This window comes from Cellvibrio sp. UBA7661 (assembly GCA_002483365.1).
Taxonomy (GTDB): domain Bacteria; phylum Pseudomonadota; class Gammaproteobacteria; order Pseudomonadales; family Cellvibrionaceae; genus Cellvibrio.
On sequence record DLHT01000018.1, the window covers coordinates 344,713 to 362,734 of the forward strand.

At 46.3% G+C, this 18,022-nt stretch carries 17 protein-coding genes; 4 read left to right on the top strand and 13 right to left on the bottom strand.

The genetic code is table 11. The features are described 5' to 3' along the window. Window positions 1-10 precede the first annotated feature (10 nt). Window positions 11-2,650 (bottom strand): DNA gyrase subunit A, encoded by a 2,640-nt coding sequence (gene gyrA, locus B2739_RS16705; protein ID WP_331346976.1) that lies wholly within the window; start codon window positions 2,648-2,650, stop codon window positions 11-13. A gap of 363 nt (window positions 2,651-3,013) precedes the next feature. Here gyrA and B2739_RS16710 point away from each other — a divergent pair, with 363 nt between their 5' ends. From B2739_RS16710 to B2739_RS16725, 4 genes are read left to right on the top strand one after another with little or no spacing between them, the layout of a single operon-like run. Continuing rightward, window positions 3,014-4,339, top strand: coding sequence for a TRZ/ATZ family hydrolase (locus B2739_RS16710; RefSeq protein WP_414633234.1), 1,326 nt, complete (start codon window positions 3,014-3,016; stop codon window positions 4,337-4,339). 28 nt (window positions 4,340-4,367) lie between these two features. Then, window positions 4,368-5,072, top strand: coding sequence for a bifunctional 2-polyprenyl-6-hydroxyphenol methylase/3-demethylubiquinol 3-O-methyltransferase UbiG (gene ubiG, locus B2739_RS16715; RefSeq protein WP_331346977.1), 705 nt, complete (start codon window positions 4,368-4,370; stop codon window positions 5,070-5,072). Next, the gene (locus B2739_RS16720) at window positions 5,072-5,746 is read left to right on the top strand and encodes an HAD-IA family hydrolase (protein WP_331346978.1); all 675 of its coding nucleotides are present in this window, start codon (window positions 5,072-5,074) and stop codon (window positions 5,744-5,746) included. The genes ubiG and B2739_RS16720 overlap by 1 nt, the downstream gene beginning before the upstream one ends. 41 nt (window positions 5,747-5,787) lie before the next feature. Then, window positions 5,788-6,540, top strand: coding sequence for a YciK family oxidoreductase (locus B2739_RS16725; RefSeq protein ID WP_331346979.1), 753 nt, complete (start codon window positions 5,788-5,790; stop codon window positions 6,538-6,540). Between the two features lie 84 nt (window positions 6,541-6,624). Here B2739_RS16725 and B2739_RS16730 read toward each other — a convergent pair whose 3' ends face one another. The 12 genes from B2739_RS16730 to B2739_RS16785 all read right to left on the bottom strand — a co-directional run bounded on the left by B2739_RS16730 (window position 6,625) and on the right by B2739_RS16785 (window position 17,983). Beyond that, window positions 6,625-7,011 (bottom strand): DUF2802 domain-containing protein, encoded by a 387-nt coding sequence (locus B2739_RS16730; protein WP_331346980.1) that lies wholly within the window; start codon window positions 7,009-7,011, stop codon window positions 6,625-6,627. Window positions 7,012-7,063: 52 nt separating this feature from the next. Then, window positions 7,064-7,549 carry a chemotaxis protein CheW gene (locus tag B2739_RS16735; protein WP_331346981.1) on the bottom strand — a complete coding sequence of 162 codons (486 nt, stop codon included), beginning with the start codon at window positions 7,547-7,549 and terminating at the stop codon, window positions 7,064-7,066. 93 nt (window positions 7,550-7,642) lie between these two features. Beyond that, window positions 7,643-8,641 (bottom strand): chemotaxis protein CheW, encoded by a 999-nt coding sequence (locus tag B2739_RS16740; protein WP_331346982.1) that lies wholly within the window; start codon window positions 8,639-8,641, stop codon window positions 7,643-7,645. Continuing rightward, window positions 8,638-9,474, bottom strand: coding sequence for a ParA family protein (locus tag B2739_RS16745; RefSeq protein ID WP_331346983.1), 837 nt, complete (start codon window positions 9,472-9,474; stop codon window positions 8,638-8,640). Before B2739_RS16745 ends, B2739_RS16740 begins: the two co-directional genes overlap by 4 nt. A gap of 188 nt (window positions 9,475-9,662) precedes the next feature. Beyond that, on the bottom strand, window positions 9,663-10,550 hold the full coding sequence (motD, locus tag B2739_RS16750; protein ID WP_331346984.1) for a flagellar motor protein MotD: 888 nt from the start codon (window positions 10,548-10,550) through the stop codon (window positions 9,663-9,665). A gap of 41 nt (window positions 10,551-10,591) precedes the next feature. Continuing rightward, window positions 10,592-11,338, bottom strand: a complete 747-nt coding sequence (locus B2739_RS16755) for a flagellar motor protein (protein ID WP_331346985.1) — start codon at window positions 11,336-11,338, stop codon at window positions 10,592-10,594. Further along, complete coding sequence (locus B2739_RS16760; protein WP_331346986.1) at window positions 11,338-12,471, bottom strand: chemotaxis response regulator protein-glutamate methylesterase; 1,134 nt, start codon at window positions 12,469-12,471, stop codon at window positions 11,338-11,340. The genes B2739_RS16755 and B2739_RS16760 overlap by 1 nt, the downstream gene beginning before the upstream one ends. Before the next feature lie 80 nt (window positions 12,472-12,551). Continuing rightward, on the bottom strand, window positions 12,552-14,876 hold the full coding sequence (locus B2739_RS16765) for a chemotaxis protein CheA (protein ID WP_331346987.1): 2,325 nt from the start codon (window positions 14,874-14,876) through the stop codon (window positions 12,552-12,554). Between the two features lie 26 nt (window positions 14,877-14,902). Continuing rightward, entirely contained in the window at window positions 14,903-15,706 is an 804-nt protein-coding gene (locus B2739_RS16770) for a protein phosphatase CheZ (protein WP_331346988.1), read from the bottom strand. Window positions 15,707-15,740: 34 nt separating this feature from the next. Next, window positions 15,741-16,124 carry a chemotaxis response regulator CheY gene (cheY, locus tag B2739_RS16775; RefSeq protein WP_039914554.1) on the bottom strand — a complete coding sequence of 128 codons (384 nt, stop codon included), beginning with the start codon at window positions 16,122-16,124 and terminating at the stop codon, window positions 15,741-15,743. Between the two features lie 199 nt (window positions 16,125-16,323). Beyond that, complete coding sequence (locus B2739_RS16780; protein ID WP_304413532.1) at window positions 16,324-17,043, bottom strand: RNA polymerase sigma factor FliA; 720 nt, start codon at window positions 17,041-17,043, stop codon at window positions 16,324-16,326. 115 nt (window positions 17,044-17,158) lie between these two features. Beyond that, the gene (locus tag B2739_RS16785) at window positions 17,159-17,983 is read right to left on the bottom strand and encodes a MinD/ParA family protein (RefSeq protein ID WP_331346989.1); all 825 of its coding nucleotides are present in this window, start codon (window positions 17,981-17,983) and stop codon (window positions 17,159-17,161) included. Window positions 17,984-18,022 lie beyond the last annotated feature (39 nt).

An 18,022-nucleotide genomic window follows, 5' to 3' on the forward strand; every position in this document is an offset into this window, starting at 1 on the left:
CCTCGTTTGATTATTCGTCAGAAGATTCTTCGCCAACAGAATCTTCTGCGGCTATATCATCTGGCAACTCTTCGATTTCGCCAGCTTCGGCATTGGCCAATTCGCGCTTGGCATTTTCATCAGCGCTTTCTTCTATGCGCTCAAGGCCTTGCATGCGTTCACCATCTTTCAACTTGATCAAACGAACACCTTGAGTGTTACGGCTCAATACTGAAACCTCATCAACACGAGTGCGAACCATAGTTCCTTGATCAGAAATCAACATGATTTCTTCGCCATCAAACACTTGTACTGCACCAACCAATTGACCATTTCGCTCGGTAGTTTGCATACCGATAACACCTTGCGAGCCGCGACCTTTAGCTGGAAACTCACCCACTTCCGTACGTTTGCCGTAACCATTTTCGCTGACGGTCAGCACCTGACCACCGGCCAGTGGAATTACCATACTTACTACACGTTGACCTTCTGCCAGACGAATACCGCGGACACCGCGCGACGTGCGCCCCATTGCACGTACTTGTGATTCACGGAATCGAGCAGCTTTACCTGAACTGGAGAAAAGAATCACATCGGATGCACCATTGGTAATCGCAGTGCCCACCAAGGTATCACCTTCATCCAATTCAATTGCGCGTAAACCAACGCTACGTGGGCGAGAAAATTGTGTCAGTGCGGTTTTCTTCACAGTACCATTTGCGGTCGCCATGAAAATAAAATGATCATCATCGTAAGATTTAACAGGCAGAATCGATGTGATGTGCTCTCCTTCTTCCAGCGGCAACAAATTCACCACAGGACGGCCTCGTGCCTGACGGCCAGCAACCGGAATCATATACACCTTCAACCAATAGACCTTACCTGCGTTGGTGAAAAGCAAAACAGTATCGTGGGTGCTGGCAATCAACAGGTGCTGGACATAGTCTTCATCTTTTACTGCCGTTGCTGATTTACCCATACCGCCGCGACGTTGCGCCTGATAATCAGCAAGTGGTTGGCTCTTCGCGTAACCACCATGAGAAATAGTCACTACGCGATCTTCTTCGTTGATAAGATCTTCGGTTGTCAGATCCAATGTAGATGCGATAATTTCAGTGCGGCGCGCATCACCATAGTCAGCAATTACTTGTGTCAGTTCTTCGCGGATCACTTCCATCAACCGCACAGCGTTGCCAAGAATCTCCAAAAATTCGGCGATTTGCGCCAACTTTTCTTCATACTCAGCAAGGATTTTGTCGTGCTCCATACCAGTGAGGCGATGTAAACGTAAATCCAAAATAGCTTGAGCCTGCTCAGCAGACAAATAGTACTTACCATCGCGAATGCCAAACTCAGGACCAAGATCCTCAGGGCGACACGCATCTTTACCCGCACGCTCAACGAACGGAGCCATTGCGCTCGCATCCCAGCCACGGGAAATCAAACCTTCTTTTGCTTCTGCAGGAGATGCAGAACGTTTGATCAATTCAATTACTTCATCAATACTGGAGATGGCAACCGCCCATCCTTCCAAAATATGACCACGCTCGCGTGCTTTACGCAGCAAATATACTGTACGGCGAGTAACAACTTCGCGACGATGCTTGATAAAAGCATCCAACAATTCTTTTAAGTTCAGAATTTTTGGCTGTCCGTCATCAAGAGCAACGATGTTTACACCGAAAGTGGTTTGCAATTGAGTTTGAGCAAACAGATTGTTCAGCAGAACATCGCCCGATTCGGTTTTCTTAACTTCGATAACAATGCGCATACCGTCTTTGTCAGACTCATCACGCAATTCGCTAATACCTTCGATTTTCTTTTCTTTAACCAGCTCGGCAATACGCTCAATTAATTTGGCTTTATTAACCTGATAGGGAATTTCGGTCACGATAATGGTTTCGCGGCCAGACTTATCATCGCGCTCAATGTCGGCTTTTGCGCGCATAACTACACGACCACGCCCTGTGCGATACGCTTCCACGATTCCAGCACGGCCATTAATGATGGCACCTGTAGGAAAATCCGGGCCAGGAATAAATTCCATCAATTCATCGATAGTGATATCGGGATTATCAACAACAGCCAAACACCCCTGCACCACCTCTTTTAAATTATGAGGAGGGATGTTGGTCGCCATACCAACGGCAATACCGGAAGAACCGTTGATTAATAAGTTGGGAATACGGGTAGGCAGTACTGCCGGAATTTGCTCAGTGCCATCATAGTTAGGCACGAAATCCACAGTTTCTTTGTCGAGGTCAGCCAGCAAATCATGGGCGATTTTGGCCATACGGATTTCGGTATAACGCATAGCTGCTGCGTTATCACCATCAATCGAACCGAAGTTACCCTGACCATCCACCAGCATGTAGCGTAGCGAGAACGGCTGAGCCATACGTACAATAGTGTCGTATACAGCAGAATCGCCATGCGGGTGATATTTACCTATTACGTCACCCACCACACGGGCAGACTTTTTGTATGGTTTATTCCAGTCGTTATTCAGTTCGCTCATTGCGAAGAGCACACGACGATGCACGGGTTTTAATCCATCGCGTACATCAGGCAAAGCACGACCGACAATTACGCTCATCGCGTAATCAAGATACGACTGCTTAAGTTCGTCTTCGATACTTACCGGTGAAATTTCTTTGGCGAATTCGACCATGGGAATACAGCTTTCCTTTCTTATATTAAAGCTAGGGGCTTAAAAAACCTGTTTTTGCTGAGGCGATACCAAGGCAAACAGCGTAAAGCGCTTATCTGGCGCGCTGACCATTCAAGCGCAATATGGCTACCCCACTAGCGGGTTGACCAAAAATACGCCTGAAGGACAATTCAGGGGCGCGATGGTAGCACAATTTATGCAATATAGGCACTTGGAGGATAGCTATGCTGGTGAATTTACAGGCATTTTCTGTATTGTTTAACGAGAAGCCCGCCCCAATTCATCCATGGCCGATAACCGGCTTTGCAGTATACTGAGCCCCCTTTTCGAGTGACATTACAGCGATTTGCCATGCAGATGCCTATGCCCACACCTAACCCAATCGACCTAATCATTAAAGCGCGCTGGATTATCCCGGTTGTACCGGAAAATCGTTTGCTGGAGCGTTGTGCGCTTGCTATACATCAGGGAGAAATCATTGCAATTATCCCAAACGATGAAGCTGAACGCCGTTTCAATGCCCACGAAACCATAATATTAGACAATCACATATTGATACCCGGGCTTATTAATGCGCATGGGCATGGAGCCATGAGCCTGTTGCGCGGTTATGCAGATGATCAGCCTCTACATGCCTGGCTTAACGATCATATCTGGCCGACCGAAAATCGCTGGGTTAGTGAAGAGTTCGTGCGAGATGGAACAATGCTGGCGATGGCAGAAATGATCAAAACCGGCACAACTTGCTTTGCTGATATGTATTTCCATCCCGAGCAAGCAGCACAAGCGTGCCTTGATGCCAAAATGCGCAGCCAAATCAGTTTCCCTATTTTTGATTTCGCCACCGCAGGGGGCATAGATTCAGATGATTACTTCAGTAAAGGCCTTGCGCTACACGACAATCTGCGCGGCAATCCTCTGGTCCATATCGCATTTGGCCCTCACGCCCCCTATACGGTGTCAGATGAGCCACTGCAAAAAATCGCTGTACTCGCACAAGAGATGGATATGCCGGTGCAGATTCACCTACATGAAACCGTGCCCGAAATAGAAGAATCGCTAAAACAATATGGCAAAAGACCAATCCAGCGATTGGTGGATTTAGGGCTACTATCTCCACTCACCCAATGTGTGCATATGACACAAATTTCAGATGATGACATCATCGCACTACAACAGACTGGTGCTCATGTTATTCACTGCCCTGAGTCAAATTTGAAATTGGCCAGCGGATTTTGCCCCGTGAACAAACTACTTCAGGCAGGGATTAATGTTGCACTGGGAACTGACGGCGCTGCCAGTAATAACGATTTGGATTTATTTAGTGAATTAAAAACAGCGGCGCTACTAGCCAAAGCAGTTGCAAATGATGCAACTGCACTGAGCGCTCACGCTGCACTGCGCATGGCTACTTTGAACGGCGCAAAAGCTTTAGGGCTGGATGAAAAAGTTGGCAGCCTTGAGGTGGGAAAAGCAGCCGATATTACCGCCATCGATTTAAGCAACTTAAGCATGCAACCACTTTACAACCCAGCATCACAATTAATTTATACCCACTCAGGGCAATGTGTCAGCCATGTGTGGGTTGCAGGCAAAGCGTTATTATCTGCGGGGCAATTACAAACGCTGGATGAACGCGAAATTTTAGGCAAAGCCAATTGGTGGCGAAAACAAATTGCCACGCATTAACCCACAAATCACCACAAGAGATTTATTTATGGCTAACGTCGACACTGCTGAAATTGCAAAATTTGAAGCTCTCGCCAGTCGCTGGTGGGATAAAAACAGCGAATTCAAACCCTTGCACGACATTAATCCACTAAGAGCAAATTATATTGATGAACGCTCACCTGTCGCACAAAAAAAAGTGATTGATGTTGGTTGCGGAGGCGGCATTCTTGCAGAATCCCTAGCACAGCGAGGCGCATTTGTAACAGGTATAGATATGGGAGAAGCCCCTTTATCTGTCGCGCGTTTGCATGCATTGGAGACAGGCATTGAATTGACCTACGAGCAAATGACAGCTGAGGATAAAGCAGCACAAACACCAGGAGCGTTTGATATTGTCACTTGCATGGAAATGCTGGAACACGTGCCTGATCCTGCATCAGTAGTAAAAGCCTGTGCGGCTCTAGTAAAAACCGGTGGAGATGTGTATTTCTCAACTATAAATCGTAATCCAAAGTCTTATGCTTTTGCGATATTAGGCGCAGAGTATTTTTTAAAACTACTACCTAAAGGCACTCACGAATACAGCAAATTTATTCGCCCTTCTGAACTCGCCAAATGGTTGCGTGATGCAGGGTTGGAATTGCAATCCATGACAGGCATGACCTATAACCCACTCACGAAACACTACAAACTCAATCCCAACGATGTAAGCGTAAATTATTTATTGCACGCAAAAAAGGTTGAAAAATAATGTCGCACTCAATTCATGCAGTGATGTTTGACCTGGATGGCACACTGCTAGATACAGCTCCTGATTTCGTGGTGGTTGTAAACCAGCTTTTGAGCGAACAACAGCAACCCAATCTCGCGGACGATGTTATTCGCGCAGGCGTTTCCAATGGATCAAAAGCACTTATTAAATTGGCGTTTGGAATTGACGAAACCGACTCACAATTTGAACCATTGCGCCAACGCCTTTTGGAATTATATTTGGCCCACAACTGCGTATTCACAAAACCTTTTCCGGGCATTACTGAACTCATCCAAACACTGGCTGACAACAATATTGCATGGGGAATCGCCACAAATAAACCTGCCGCCTATACATTACCTTTAATGGCTGACTTAAATATGCAGCCGCCGCCAGCCAGCGTGATATGTCCCGACCATGTGCGCAACACCAAACCAGACCCTGAACCATTATTTTTGGCAAGTACACAATTGGGCTGCACACCACAAGAGATCATTTATATCGGCGACCACAAACGTGATATCGACTGCGGAAGAAGCGCAGGCTGTATCACCATCGGCGTTACCTACGGCTATCTGGAAAAAAATGAAAATCCTCTAAACTGGAATGCAGATCACTATGTGGATAGCGCAAATGAAATCTGGCCGATCATTCAAAAATATTTACAGCACTGAAACCCTCCTGCCTCACATTCCTTTTTATTGAAGATAATTCCATGCAAATTCCACAAGACTACATAATCAAATCAGACACACTCAGCGGCAAAATTATTTTAGTTACTGGAGCCGGGGATGGCATCGGAAAAGTTGCTGCAAAAACATTTGCTGCCTGTGGAGCTACCGTTGTGTTATGCGGTCGCACGATGGCTAAACTGGAATCGGTTTATGATGAAATCGAAGCTGCCGGCCATCCGCAACCCGCTATTTATCCGATCAATTTTGAAAGCGCTGCAGAAAAAGATTACGACGACATGTGCAACGCACTGGAAGACACGTTTGGTCATCTGGATGGATTATTATTTAATGCCGCCGATTTAGGCGAACGCACACCTATTAGCAATTACTCTGTTAGTGCCTGGCTTCGCTGCATACAAGTCAATGTCAATTCGCCATTTATGATGACCCAGGCTTTACTGCCTCTTTTAGAGCGCGCAGGAAATGCCAGCATCTTATTCACTAGTTCAAGTGTGGCATTCAAAGGCCGTGCATTTTGGGGAGCTTATTCAGTATCAAAAGCAGCTGCTGAAAATTTTATGCAAACTCTTCATGATGAACTCGAAGGCACTACGCGTATACGCGCCAATAGCATAAATCCAGGTGCGACACGCACGGCTATGCGCGCGGCAGCCTACCCAGCTGAAGATCCTGAAACCGTAAAACCCGCAGAGGACCTAATGCCCGCTTATGTATATTTATTAAGTGATGATTCAATTGGGATTAGCGGACAATCATTCCATCACTCTCAGTGACTAGAGGTAATTGACATCAATAAAAAAGGAGATCGAATGATCTCCTTTTTTATTGATGTCGCAAAATTCTATTTTTACAAAATATCACCGACTGGATTTTTGCATCATCTCTAACAGGGATGCTTCTGCTCGCGACAAACCACAACGCCGAGCAACCTCATCACAATCCATTCCCATCTTGAACATTTGGGCAGCTTGGGAATATGGCTGAAATTCGTCATCATTGTAGTAATCAATTTTTTCAGGTTTTTGGGTGCTGGCTGCCTGCAGGCGCTTTTCCATCGCCAACAAACGCTGCCCCATACCAACAGAGCCACTACTTGATGCAGCCACTTCGCGCATGAGTTTCTGAATGAGTTTTTCGTTTTCACTCGCGATTTTGCCCACACGCCTGAAACTGATCAGTGCGAACACTAATGCCACCACGCTGACAATTGCACAAGCCAATAAACCAATTTCCAACACTGTCATGAAAATTTCCTGATGTCTGGTGTTATCAGTCGTGGCTGGTATTCATTAGGGATTAAACGTCTTCCAGTTCCGACCATTCTTCGCTGGTCAGAAGTTTATTCAAGTCAATCAAAATCAACAACTCGTTGTTTTTATGGCAAACGCCCTGAATAAATTTTGCACTTTCTTCATTACCAACGTTAGGTGCTGTTTCAATTTCAGATTGGCGCAAATAAACCACTTCGGCAACACTATCCACCAAAATACCGATCACGTGACGATCTGTTTCGATAATAACGATACGGGTATTATCGGTAATTTCACCACTTGAAAGATTAAAACGATGGCGAGTATCAATAACAGTCACAACGTTGCCACGTAAATTGATAATTCCCAACACATAAGATGGCGCACCAGGAACAGGGGCGATTTCTGAATAGCGCAACACTTCCTGAACCTGCATTACGTTAATGCCATAGGTTTCACCATCCAGTCGAAATGTCACCCACTGCAACACGGGATCATCAGTACTCTTATTTTTTGCTACATCAGTTGCCATCTTTTAATTCCTCTAGAGCCACCTCCGGTGGGCGGCAAATCGGGTAAATGTCGTTATAACTATAGACGAGGACTTTTCCTATGCCACTTTTGTTCAGCCAAGCACAAAGTTTTTATCAGCATCCACCAGCATTTGGCCGATGCGCGGAATATCCAGGAGTGCACACATGTGATCTTTAACCGTACCCGCAAGCCAAGGGCGTTTGCTGCGATCACCGCGCCACTTTACATCTTCCGGCAATAAAGTAATCGGCTGATTGACCGAATCCACTGCCAATCCCCAAGGTACACCGTTGATCGACATGACGTACTTTGCGGTTTCCAAAAAAGCAGGATCATAGCGTTCAGGCATCACGAACTTAGCTGTATTGACAGTGCGGATCTTGCCTGCGGGGGTTGGCTGCAACCCCATAAACCAATCTGCTTGACCAAATAGCGGCGTCAACTCATCTGTCAATGGCTGTATCTGCCCCAAAGAAATAAGTGGTACAGCCAAAGTCAGCCCGGACACCTTGAATAGCAACACATCAAACCGTGACTGTGCCCATTGTGGTCTGCCATTCTCAAGCCATTCCAAACCTTCCATCTGGAAGTGCGCTAGCTGAACTTCCTGTCCAACAATTTCTGCATCCTCAGGAGGATTAATCACTGTATCGATAACCGCAGTATCGATATCCCACTCCTGGATCTCGGTGGGGTCGGTTACAAAAGCCGTTTGTGTTTGTACTTGAGGCGCAATAACTTCAGCAACAGGCGTTTCAACCAGCAATTGGCTTCTTGCCGATTGCAATAGTTTTTCCAGCTTGAGTTTTTGCTCGTTGCTTTGTACTAATTCCGGCTCGACAAACTCGGCTTTCACCAATTTTTGGGGTTTTATTTCTGGTCGGATAGCGCTCCGTTTCGGTTTTTCATCCACCTTTTTTTTAGTGGGTAACGCAACTACCCGAGCCATTCCAGAATTTGCAGCCACAGGCATTGGATGAGCATCAGATATACCTTGATCATCAAAAGCACCGCCGCTGAGCAAGTCATCAAAATAACTGTTCAGGCTATCATCGGGTGCCTTGATAATGTCGTCAGGAGATTTGCTCACGACACCACACCCGATCTACCGGCAACGGAAACCGATTCAACATTTGTCTTGAGTTCATCGCTACGTATTATTTTTTCCAAAAAATGCCACAGAGAGGTGTAAGCCTCTACGCCTCGACCACCGGGATCAAATAAATGCGGTGGAACCCCCGCCTTACTGGCATCGCGAAAACGAGTATCGACAGGAATGTGTCCAGGCCATGCCTGTTCGGGATAGTTATTACGGATACTGCGCAAACTGGTCACCGATGCCTGTGTGCGCCGATCAAACATAACCGGCACAATCGTATAACCCAATGCTTTTTTTCGCGAACGCGACATCATATTCAGTGTATTGACCATGCGCTCCAAACCTTTGAGTGCAAGGAATTCGGTTTGCACCGGAATGACAAGATACTGGCACGCTGCCAACGCGTTTACCATCAACACACCCAACAATGGAGGAGTATCAATTAGTACATAATCATAATCGTCTGCGATATAAGCCAAAGCCCTGCTCAGCACCAATCCCATACCATCCTGCCCTATTGCCTGGCGCTCCAATGTCGCCAAGGCAGTAGTAGATGGGATTAAATGCAAGTTGGGATAGTCTGTTTCCACAATCAAACGACGGATTGAATCCCTGGACAGCTCTCTACGTTCCTGAAATAACGTATAAGTGCTAAGTGTTTGAGTGTCGGGATCCTGACGAAAATAAGTCGACAAAGATCCGTGAGGATCTATATCAAGCAATAGCACCCGCTTCCCGGATGCAGCAATCAAGCCGCCGAGAGATACGCTGGTCGTGGTTTTACCCACTCCACCTTTTTGGTTTGCGATTGCCAGAACACGCACGATCTAATCCTCGCTGGCGTCAAACACCAGACACTTCTAACATTAATCAGACCAAAGCAAGGTCTATGCCTATTAGACCACATTCATTTTTAATTGGCTGGATGTTAATTATTGCCCAGTCAGCAGGAACTGCAAGCGGGCGTAATGTCGGATAAAAACTGAAAGGAAAAATAGATGCTACATACAAATTATGGAGCCGGAGCTTGGGAGGAAGATTGCGCGGGAACCAAATTAGCTTTGGGTCGATCCATTTTGCGTTTGGCCACCATAATGGCCACACGCCGGTTTTGTGCTCGCCCCTGCTCGGTATCATTACTGGCAACGGGCTGATATTCGCCGTACCCCACCGCGGATAAGCGCTCAGGTGCAACCCCTTTGTTTGCGAGATATTTCACTATCGCACTGGCGCGAGCAGTGGATAGCTCCCAGTTAGTTGGATATTTAACGCTTTTAATAGGGATATTATCGGTAAAGCCTTCTACCTGAACCGGATTTGAGTAGTTTTTCAAAATTAACGCTATTTCATCAAAAATCTGCTGGGCCTGTTCGCTCGTATCCGCGCTCCCGGATGAGAATAAAATGCTGTCTTTCAATTCAATTTGTAACCATAACTCATTGCTGGATACCTGAATCATTTGCTCATTAATGAGTGGGGCGAATTTTTCAGTTACAAGATCAGAAATTTGCGTTAACTCGTCACTCGTTTTCGGTTGTTCTGGTTGGGTTACGGCATCTGGCACCGATGAGGTTTGCTGGCTTTCTCCTGGATTGGTAACTACTGCCGACTCATCAGTAGGAGTTTCAGGGCTAACGGCCGTTTTCCCCAAGTCGATTGGCACAATGACATTATTGGAGGGTGCTGACTGGTCGTTCGGTTCAGCGTTAGTCTGAGTATCTTTAGGTTGGTTGAAAGCTTCGATGAAGGTATCTGACAGTACACGATACTTGCTGTCATTCACTTGGGATATGGAATACATCACCACAAAAAAAGCAAACAATAGTGTAATGAAGTCGGCATACGAAATTAGCCAACGTTCTTGATTGACATGAACATCTTCCCGTCTTCGACGAACCATAAGATCACAACTGTTACAGTTGGCAGGTTGCCCCTCTACATTCACTGAGGATGCAAATAACCATTCAATTTCATTTCAATTGAACGTGGATTTTCACCATCAGCAATGGCGATAATCCCTTCAATAATTAACTCCCGATATTGGGAGTTTTCATTTACACACATACGCAGCTTGTTAGAGATAGGAATAAACACCAAATTCGCTAGCGCTACCCCATAAATAGTAGCAACAAACGCAATCGCAATTCCGGGCCCCAATGTTGCAGGATCAGCAAGATTATTCATCACATGAATCAAGCCCATCACGGCACCAATAATGCCAATCGTAGGTGCATAGCCACCCATTGACTCGTAAAATTTAATCGCGTCAAAATCGCGCTGCTCATCCACAATTAAGTCTGTTTCCAAAATTCTTCGAATAACTTCAGGCTCGTTTCCATCCACTAATAATTGCAGGCCTTTTTTTGCGAATTTATCTTTTTCACGCTCCGAAATTTCTTCCAATCCCAAAAGACCATCTTTGCGTGCAGCAGTAGCCCAGCGAACAATGTTATGAATGCCCTGCTTAAAAGGAGCATAGGGAGGTTTAAATACCCAACTAATAATTTTCAGAGCGCGTCGCAAATTATTTTTCGAGGTTTGCAGCATGGCAGCACCTAAAGTACCGCCAATAACAATAAAAGCAGCCGGACCATTTACCAAGGTACCCAAACCACCGCCTTCTAAAAAATTTCCGCCGATAATTGCAGCAAAAGCAACAATGACACCGATAATGCTCAGCAAATCCATTACATTACCTCTCGCACCAATCGCGGCCCTATATCTTTCAAGCTGAGCACTTTATCGGTTAAACCCGCACGGGCTACAGCCATCGGCATACCATAAATGACACAACTCGCCTCATCTTGAGACCATAGAGCAGAACCCGCCTCTTTTAATAAACGTGCCCCATTGCAACCATCAGACCCCATGCCGGTTAGCACCACACCCAGAACTTTATCGCCATAAATATTGGCGGCAGAACCAAAGGTAATATCCAATGAAGGCTTATAGTTAACCCGCTCATCGTCAGGCAACACACGCACTGACCCGCCATTACGCTTATCCAGCATCAATTGTTTACCACCAGGTGCAAGTAATGCCAAACCCGGTTGCAATTGATCACCATCGACAGCTTCGCGTACATTGATGTTGCATTGTTTATTCAAACGTTCAGCAAACGCTTTGGTAAAGTTTTCGGGCATGTGCTGCACCAGCACAATCGGCAATGGAAAATTTGCAGGCAATGTCACCAACACTTCTGCCAAAGCAACCGGCCCACCCGTAGATGCACCAATCACTAATAACTTAGGTTGTTTTTTTAAACGATACGTATCTTGTCCTGATGATTTTGTATCATCCACGAGCGACTGATGACGAGCCCCAAGCACAGGGGAGGCAGCTGATGAAGTTCGTATCGTTGAAGGTGAAACAGCAGGTTTGTTTTCAGCTGGCCTATCTGGCTGCGCAAATGGTTGACGCGCACTTGTGCCAGCTAGCGTCAATAGGCGCTCATGTAATTTCTTTTTAAGCGATTCAGAACTGCGCGATACTTCGGCGAAATCTTTGGGGATAAAATCAAGGGCACCCGCAGCCAACGCATCTAAAGTCACTTTAGCGCCTTCATACGTTAGCGAAGAAAACATTAAGATAGGCACTTTGCGATTTGCCATGATCAATTTGATCGCGGTGACACCATCCATCACCGGCATTTCAAAATCCATGGTAATAATATCGGGCTTAAGCTCCGCTGCTTTTTCCACAGCTTCACGCCCATTACTGGCAATGCCGATGACTTTTAAATCCGGGTGCTCATTAATTATGTCTTTCAACCGATGCTGAAAGAAATTGGAATCATCAACCACTAATACCCGGACAGGCATCTAACTTACTCCGCAGTCGAAACTGCTATAAAAATTTTCGGTACACAACAGCTAAACACGCGCATGCAATGCTACTGCTGTTAACTATGCCCCCAGCTCGCAGAACCTTTGGCATAGCGGCGCAATAAACTAGGAATATCCAAAATCAACGCAATAGTGCCGTCACCTGTGATTGTTGCACCCGCCATACCAGGCGTACCTTGCAACATTTTCCCTAGCGGTTTTATAACCACCTCTTCCTGGCCGATCAATTGATCCACCACAAAACCAACACGCCGGGTTCCAACGGTCACAATCACAACATGGGCATTGTCAGGACGCTCACCATAAGCATTTTTTACCAACCAATCTTTCATATAAAACAGTGGAATCGCTTGGTCTCGAATGGCCACACAATCCTGCCCATCCACAATATGACTCTTGGTTAGATCCATATGGAAAATTTCATTTACGCTGACCAATGGAAATGCAAAAGTTTGCTGGCCCAGCATAAACATTAAGGTAGGCATAATCGCCAAGGTCAAAGGCACTTTGATGATAAAACGTGTACCTTTGCCCAACTCTGATTTAATTTCAACGGTGCCATTTAATTGAGTGATTTTGGTTTTCACCACATCCATCCCAACGCCACGACCAGATACGTCGGAAATTTCTTTTTTGGTGGAAAAACCCGGCGCAAAAATTAAATTGTACGCTTCTGTATCGGACAAACGATTCGCTGTATCTTCATCAAACAATCCTTTTTCAACAGCAATAGAACGCAACCTCACCGGATCCATACCAGCGCCGTCATCGCTAATAGACAAGAGAATGTGATCACCCTCCTGCTCTGCCGACAATATGACCTGCCCTAGACGCGGCTTACCATTTGCTTCACGAATATCAGGAAACTCAATACCATGATCAACTGAGTTTCGAACCAAATGCACGAGCGGATCAGCAAGAGCTTCCACTAGATTTTTATCAAGATCGGTTTCTTCACCGACTAATTCAAGATTAATTTCTTTGCGTAAGCTTCGCGCCAGATCGCGCACTACACGCGGAAAACGGCCAAATACTTTTTTGATCGGCTGCATCCGGGTTTTCATAACGGATGTTTGCAAATCAGCGGTCACAACATCCAGATTAGCAACCGCTTTGACCAAAGCTTCATTACTTGAACTATTTCCCAATCGCACCAGGCGATTGCGTACCAACACCAGCTCACCCACCATATTCATGATGTCATCAAGGCGTTGGGTATCAACCCGCACCGTTGTCTCTACGGCAGGCGCATCTTTCTCAGCCACGGGCGCTGGCGCTGCAGCAGGAGTTGGCGCTTTTGGTGCTTCTACTTTTTTAGCCGCTACCGGTGCTGCCGGTTTTGCTGCAACAGGTTTAGTTTCTGCAGCGGGTTTAACAACAGGTGGAGGAGATGCCGTTGATGGAGCTGCAGCAGGCGAACTTACGCCGGGGCCTTTGCCCTTACCATGTAATTGATCAAGCAATGCATCAAATTCGTCATCGGTAATTAAATCGCCGCTTGCACCTGGCACAGCCGGAGCTGGTGTTGGATTGGAGGCAGCTGGAGCTGTAGCAGCAACACCAGGTCCGTTTCCTTTACCATGCAACTGATCCAGTAATGCCTCAAATTCATCTTCAGTAATTTCATCGCTACCGCCAGCACTTACGGCCGGTGCTGGTGCTGCAGACACTGATGGAGCTTCCAGCACTGTGCCGTCTGGAACGCCAGGTCCCTTGCCCTTACCATGCAGCTGGTCGAGCAAAGCTTCAAATTCATCTTCTGAAATTTCATCGCTGCCAGTTGTTACTGCAGTAATTGCCGCAGGAGCAGCTGAGATTGATTCAGTGGCAGAAGCCGCCGATGCAGTATTGGCACCGGCAATAGCATCCAACAATTGTTCAAATTCCGCATCGGTAATATCACCACTGGGAGATTCTTCTGTTACAGGCGCAGCGGGAATTTCCTCTACTGTTTCTACATAGACCTCCGTAGGCTCTGCTTCATGTAAATCCTCACAGGAAACCAAACGCTCAAGCGCAGTAATTAGTGAAGGATCTACCGGTGGCAACTCTTCACGTTGTGATACCAATTCAAATTGCTGGTTAACCATATCTAACGCTTGCAGTACTACATCCATTAATTCGGATGTGACTGTGCGTTTGCCATTGCGCAAAATATCGAAAAGATTTTCAGTGACGTGACAGCACTCCACCATAGGTGTCAGCGCCAAAAAACCTGCACCACCTTTTACAGTATGAAAACCGCGAAAGATTGCATTGAGCAAGTCTTTATCTTCAGGGCGCTGCTCCAGGTCAACCAACTGCTGGCTTAGGCGTTCCAGGATTTCTCCCGCCTCTACCAGAAAATCCTGGAGAATATCCTCGTCATCACCAAAACTCATTCAACATTCCTCGCGTATATCGCTTGTTAGAATCCAAGGCTCGACAACAAATCATCAACGTCGTCTTGACCGGACACTACATCTGCACGCTCTTTATTAATTTGTGGACCTTCAGCTTCAGTTTTCCGCTTTTGCATAATTTCCATGTCGTGCGCGATAGTTTCACTATCACTGCTAAGCCCGGTAATTTCTTCAACTTGACCAGCAATACGCACAAGGCTTACCAAATCTTTTTCAACATCGTTGATCAGACCAATCACGCGCTTCAATACTTGCCCAGTCAAATCCTGAAAGCCTTGTTCCAGAACAATATCTTGTAAATTTTTACTCAGCTGCTCGGTTCCAGTCACCATTTGCCCTAGAAAACCATCCATTCGCTCATAGAGTTGGCGAAATTCATTTGCATCCATTTCGCGTCGTTTCAAGCGCGCCCACTCAGTGCGCAAACTACTCGCTTCCTGACCGAGATTCATTGCAATAGGGGCAGCTTCATCAACCATATCCATGGTTTTCTCTGCTGCTTTTTGGGTAAGCTCTATTACATAATTCAAACGGTTTGAAGCATCATGAATATCGGAGTTTTCAATCTTGGGCGGCTCTTTAGTAAGATCCGCATCAACATTAAAGTTGACAATGGCATTGTGCAGCCCACGTGTTAGGCGCCCTACTGATTGAAAGATATGGCGATCACGCGATTGGGTGATAGATTGAATCAACACTGATGCGTCTTCAAATTGATTACTCTGTAATTTTTCAGTAAGCAACTTAGCGCATTCTTTCAATTCGATAACAAATGCTTCGTTGGAAGATGTTTGAAGTTCTGATGCCATGGCAACGCCTTATTTATTATTTGATCGGCACGAATTAACCAACGCGATCAAAAATTTTCTCAATTTTTTCCTTGAGCGCTTGTGCGGTAAATGGTTTTACAACATAGCCATTTACACCCGCTTGCGCCGCCTCAATAATCTGATCGCGTTTGGCTTCAGCAGTTACCATCAACACCGGAAGAGTGCGCAATTTTTCATCCGCACGTACGGCTTTAAGCAAATCAATACCTGTCATGCCAGGCATGTTCCAGTCAGTGACCAAAAATTGAAAATCACCGCTTTTCAACATTGGCAGTGCTGTTACGCCATCATCTGCTTCATGGGTATTGGAAAACCCCAAATCCCGCAGCAAGTTTTTAATAATCCGTCGCATTGTTGAAAAGTCATCAACAATTAAGATTTTCATATTCTTATCCAACGCAACCTCCACACACCCTTACGGGATTTTCGTTTAATCATAGTCTAGTAGGAGTTGAAACTTCGGCCAGCTCCGGCACGGAAATCCTCAACTTTTAATTTGAATAATAGCCCAAATCGCTGAAAACACAGAGTATTTACCCAGCCCGGTCACTACTGGAGGTGCTCTTACATCAATTTGCTCAACTTTTAAACAGATGTCAGGCTGATTGCCATCCAACCAGTTTATTACGCAAACGCGCAGCTGCCTGACTATGGATCTGGCTGACGCGCGATTCACTAACCCCCAACACCAAGCCTATCTCTTTCAGGTTGAGCTCCTGGTCGTAATACAGTGCCAACACCATCCGTTCACGCTCAGGCAATTGCGCTATCGCTTTGACCAGAGCGGATTTCATGCCGTCCCGCTGAAGGCCATCGAGCGGGCTTGCAAAAGCACTGCTGTGTTCAGTCGCATCGATATTGCTGTCTTCTTCGCCAAAGGTTTCTTCGTAGCTGAACAAACGGCTGCCATTAGAGTCTTGCAACATCTCAAAATATTCGTTGAGGCTCACTCCCAGTTCAGCAGCAACTTCGCTATCGCTTGCATCGCGGCCTGTGCGCGCTTCTACTGCGGCGACCGCTTGGGAAATACGGCGGGCATTGCGATGCACGGAACGTGGCACCCAATCGCCACGGCGCATTTCATCCACAATAGCGCCACGGATACGGATTCCTGCATAGGTTTCAAAACTGGCACCACGGGAGGCATCGTACTTTTGGGAGGCTTCGATCAGGCCAATCATTCCGGCCTGGATAAGATCATCTACCTGCACGCTGGCAGGCATACGCAACATCATGTGATAAGCGATGCGTTTTACCAAAGGCGCATAGTCTTCGATATTAATGTGTGCATCGCATAATGCTTTTTTATCGTACATGGCTAGACCATTGACTGCGACCATTGAGCACCTTCTTTTTTACAACAATACGGTGTTTTTCCAACAGCCTTGTGGCACAACCTTTTTGATCCACAGAGTTCGCTTGCATTATCAATCAGCGTGAATTTGCTGCTTGTAACAAGCGTTCTACAAAAAATTCCAAGCGCCCGGTCGGTGAATTGGGCAACGGCCATTTATCGACTGCTTGCGCTAACGCACGGATTGCAATGGACGCTTTTGATGATGGAGCAAACTCCAACAAGGCCTTTTGCTTTTGCACCGCTTTGCGAACATTTTCATCAAAAGGAATTTGGCCAACAAACTGCAAAGTGACATCCAAAAAACGGTCACACACGGTGTTGAGTTTGTTAAACATATTCAGGCCTTCCTGTGGGGTGCGCGTCATATTGGCGACCACACGGAAACGCTGCATTCCGTATTCTTTATTTAATAATTTAATCAGCGCATAAGAGTCAGTAATTGATGATGGCTCATCGCACACAACAATGATGACTTCATTCGCTGCACGCACAAAACTGACGACGGTATCGGAAATACCGGCGGCGGTATCTATCACCAGAATATCGACTTGATCAGAAAGCTCATTGAAGGCATTGATCAGACCGGCGTGCTCAGCTGAACTCAATTCAGCCATGCGTTGTACACCAGATGAGGCAGGAACAATTTTCATACCTGCTGGCCCGGTGACCAAAACGTCCGCCAGGGTATGGGTACCTGCAAGCACATCTGCCAACGTATGGGTGGCGCGAATCCCTAACAGAACATCGACATTGGCGAGCCCGAGGTCTGCATCCAATAACACCACGCGACGGCGTAATTCTGCCAATGCAATGCTCAGGTTGACGGAAATATTACTCTTACCTACCCCGCCTTTACCGCCGGACACAGCGATCACTTGTACTGGTCGCACTTGGCTCATCTACACATAACTCCAAACCTGTTCTTTACGTTGCGTACC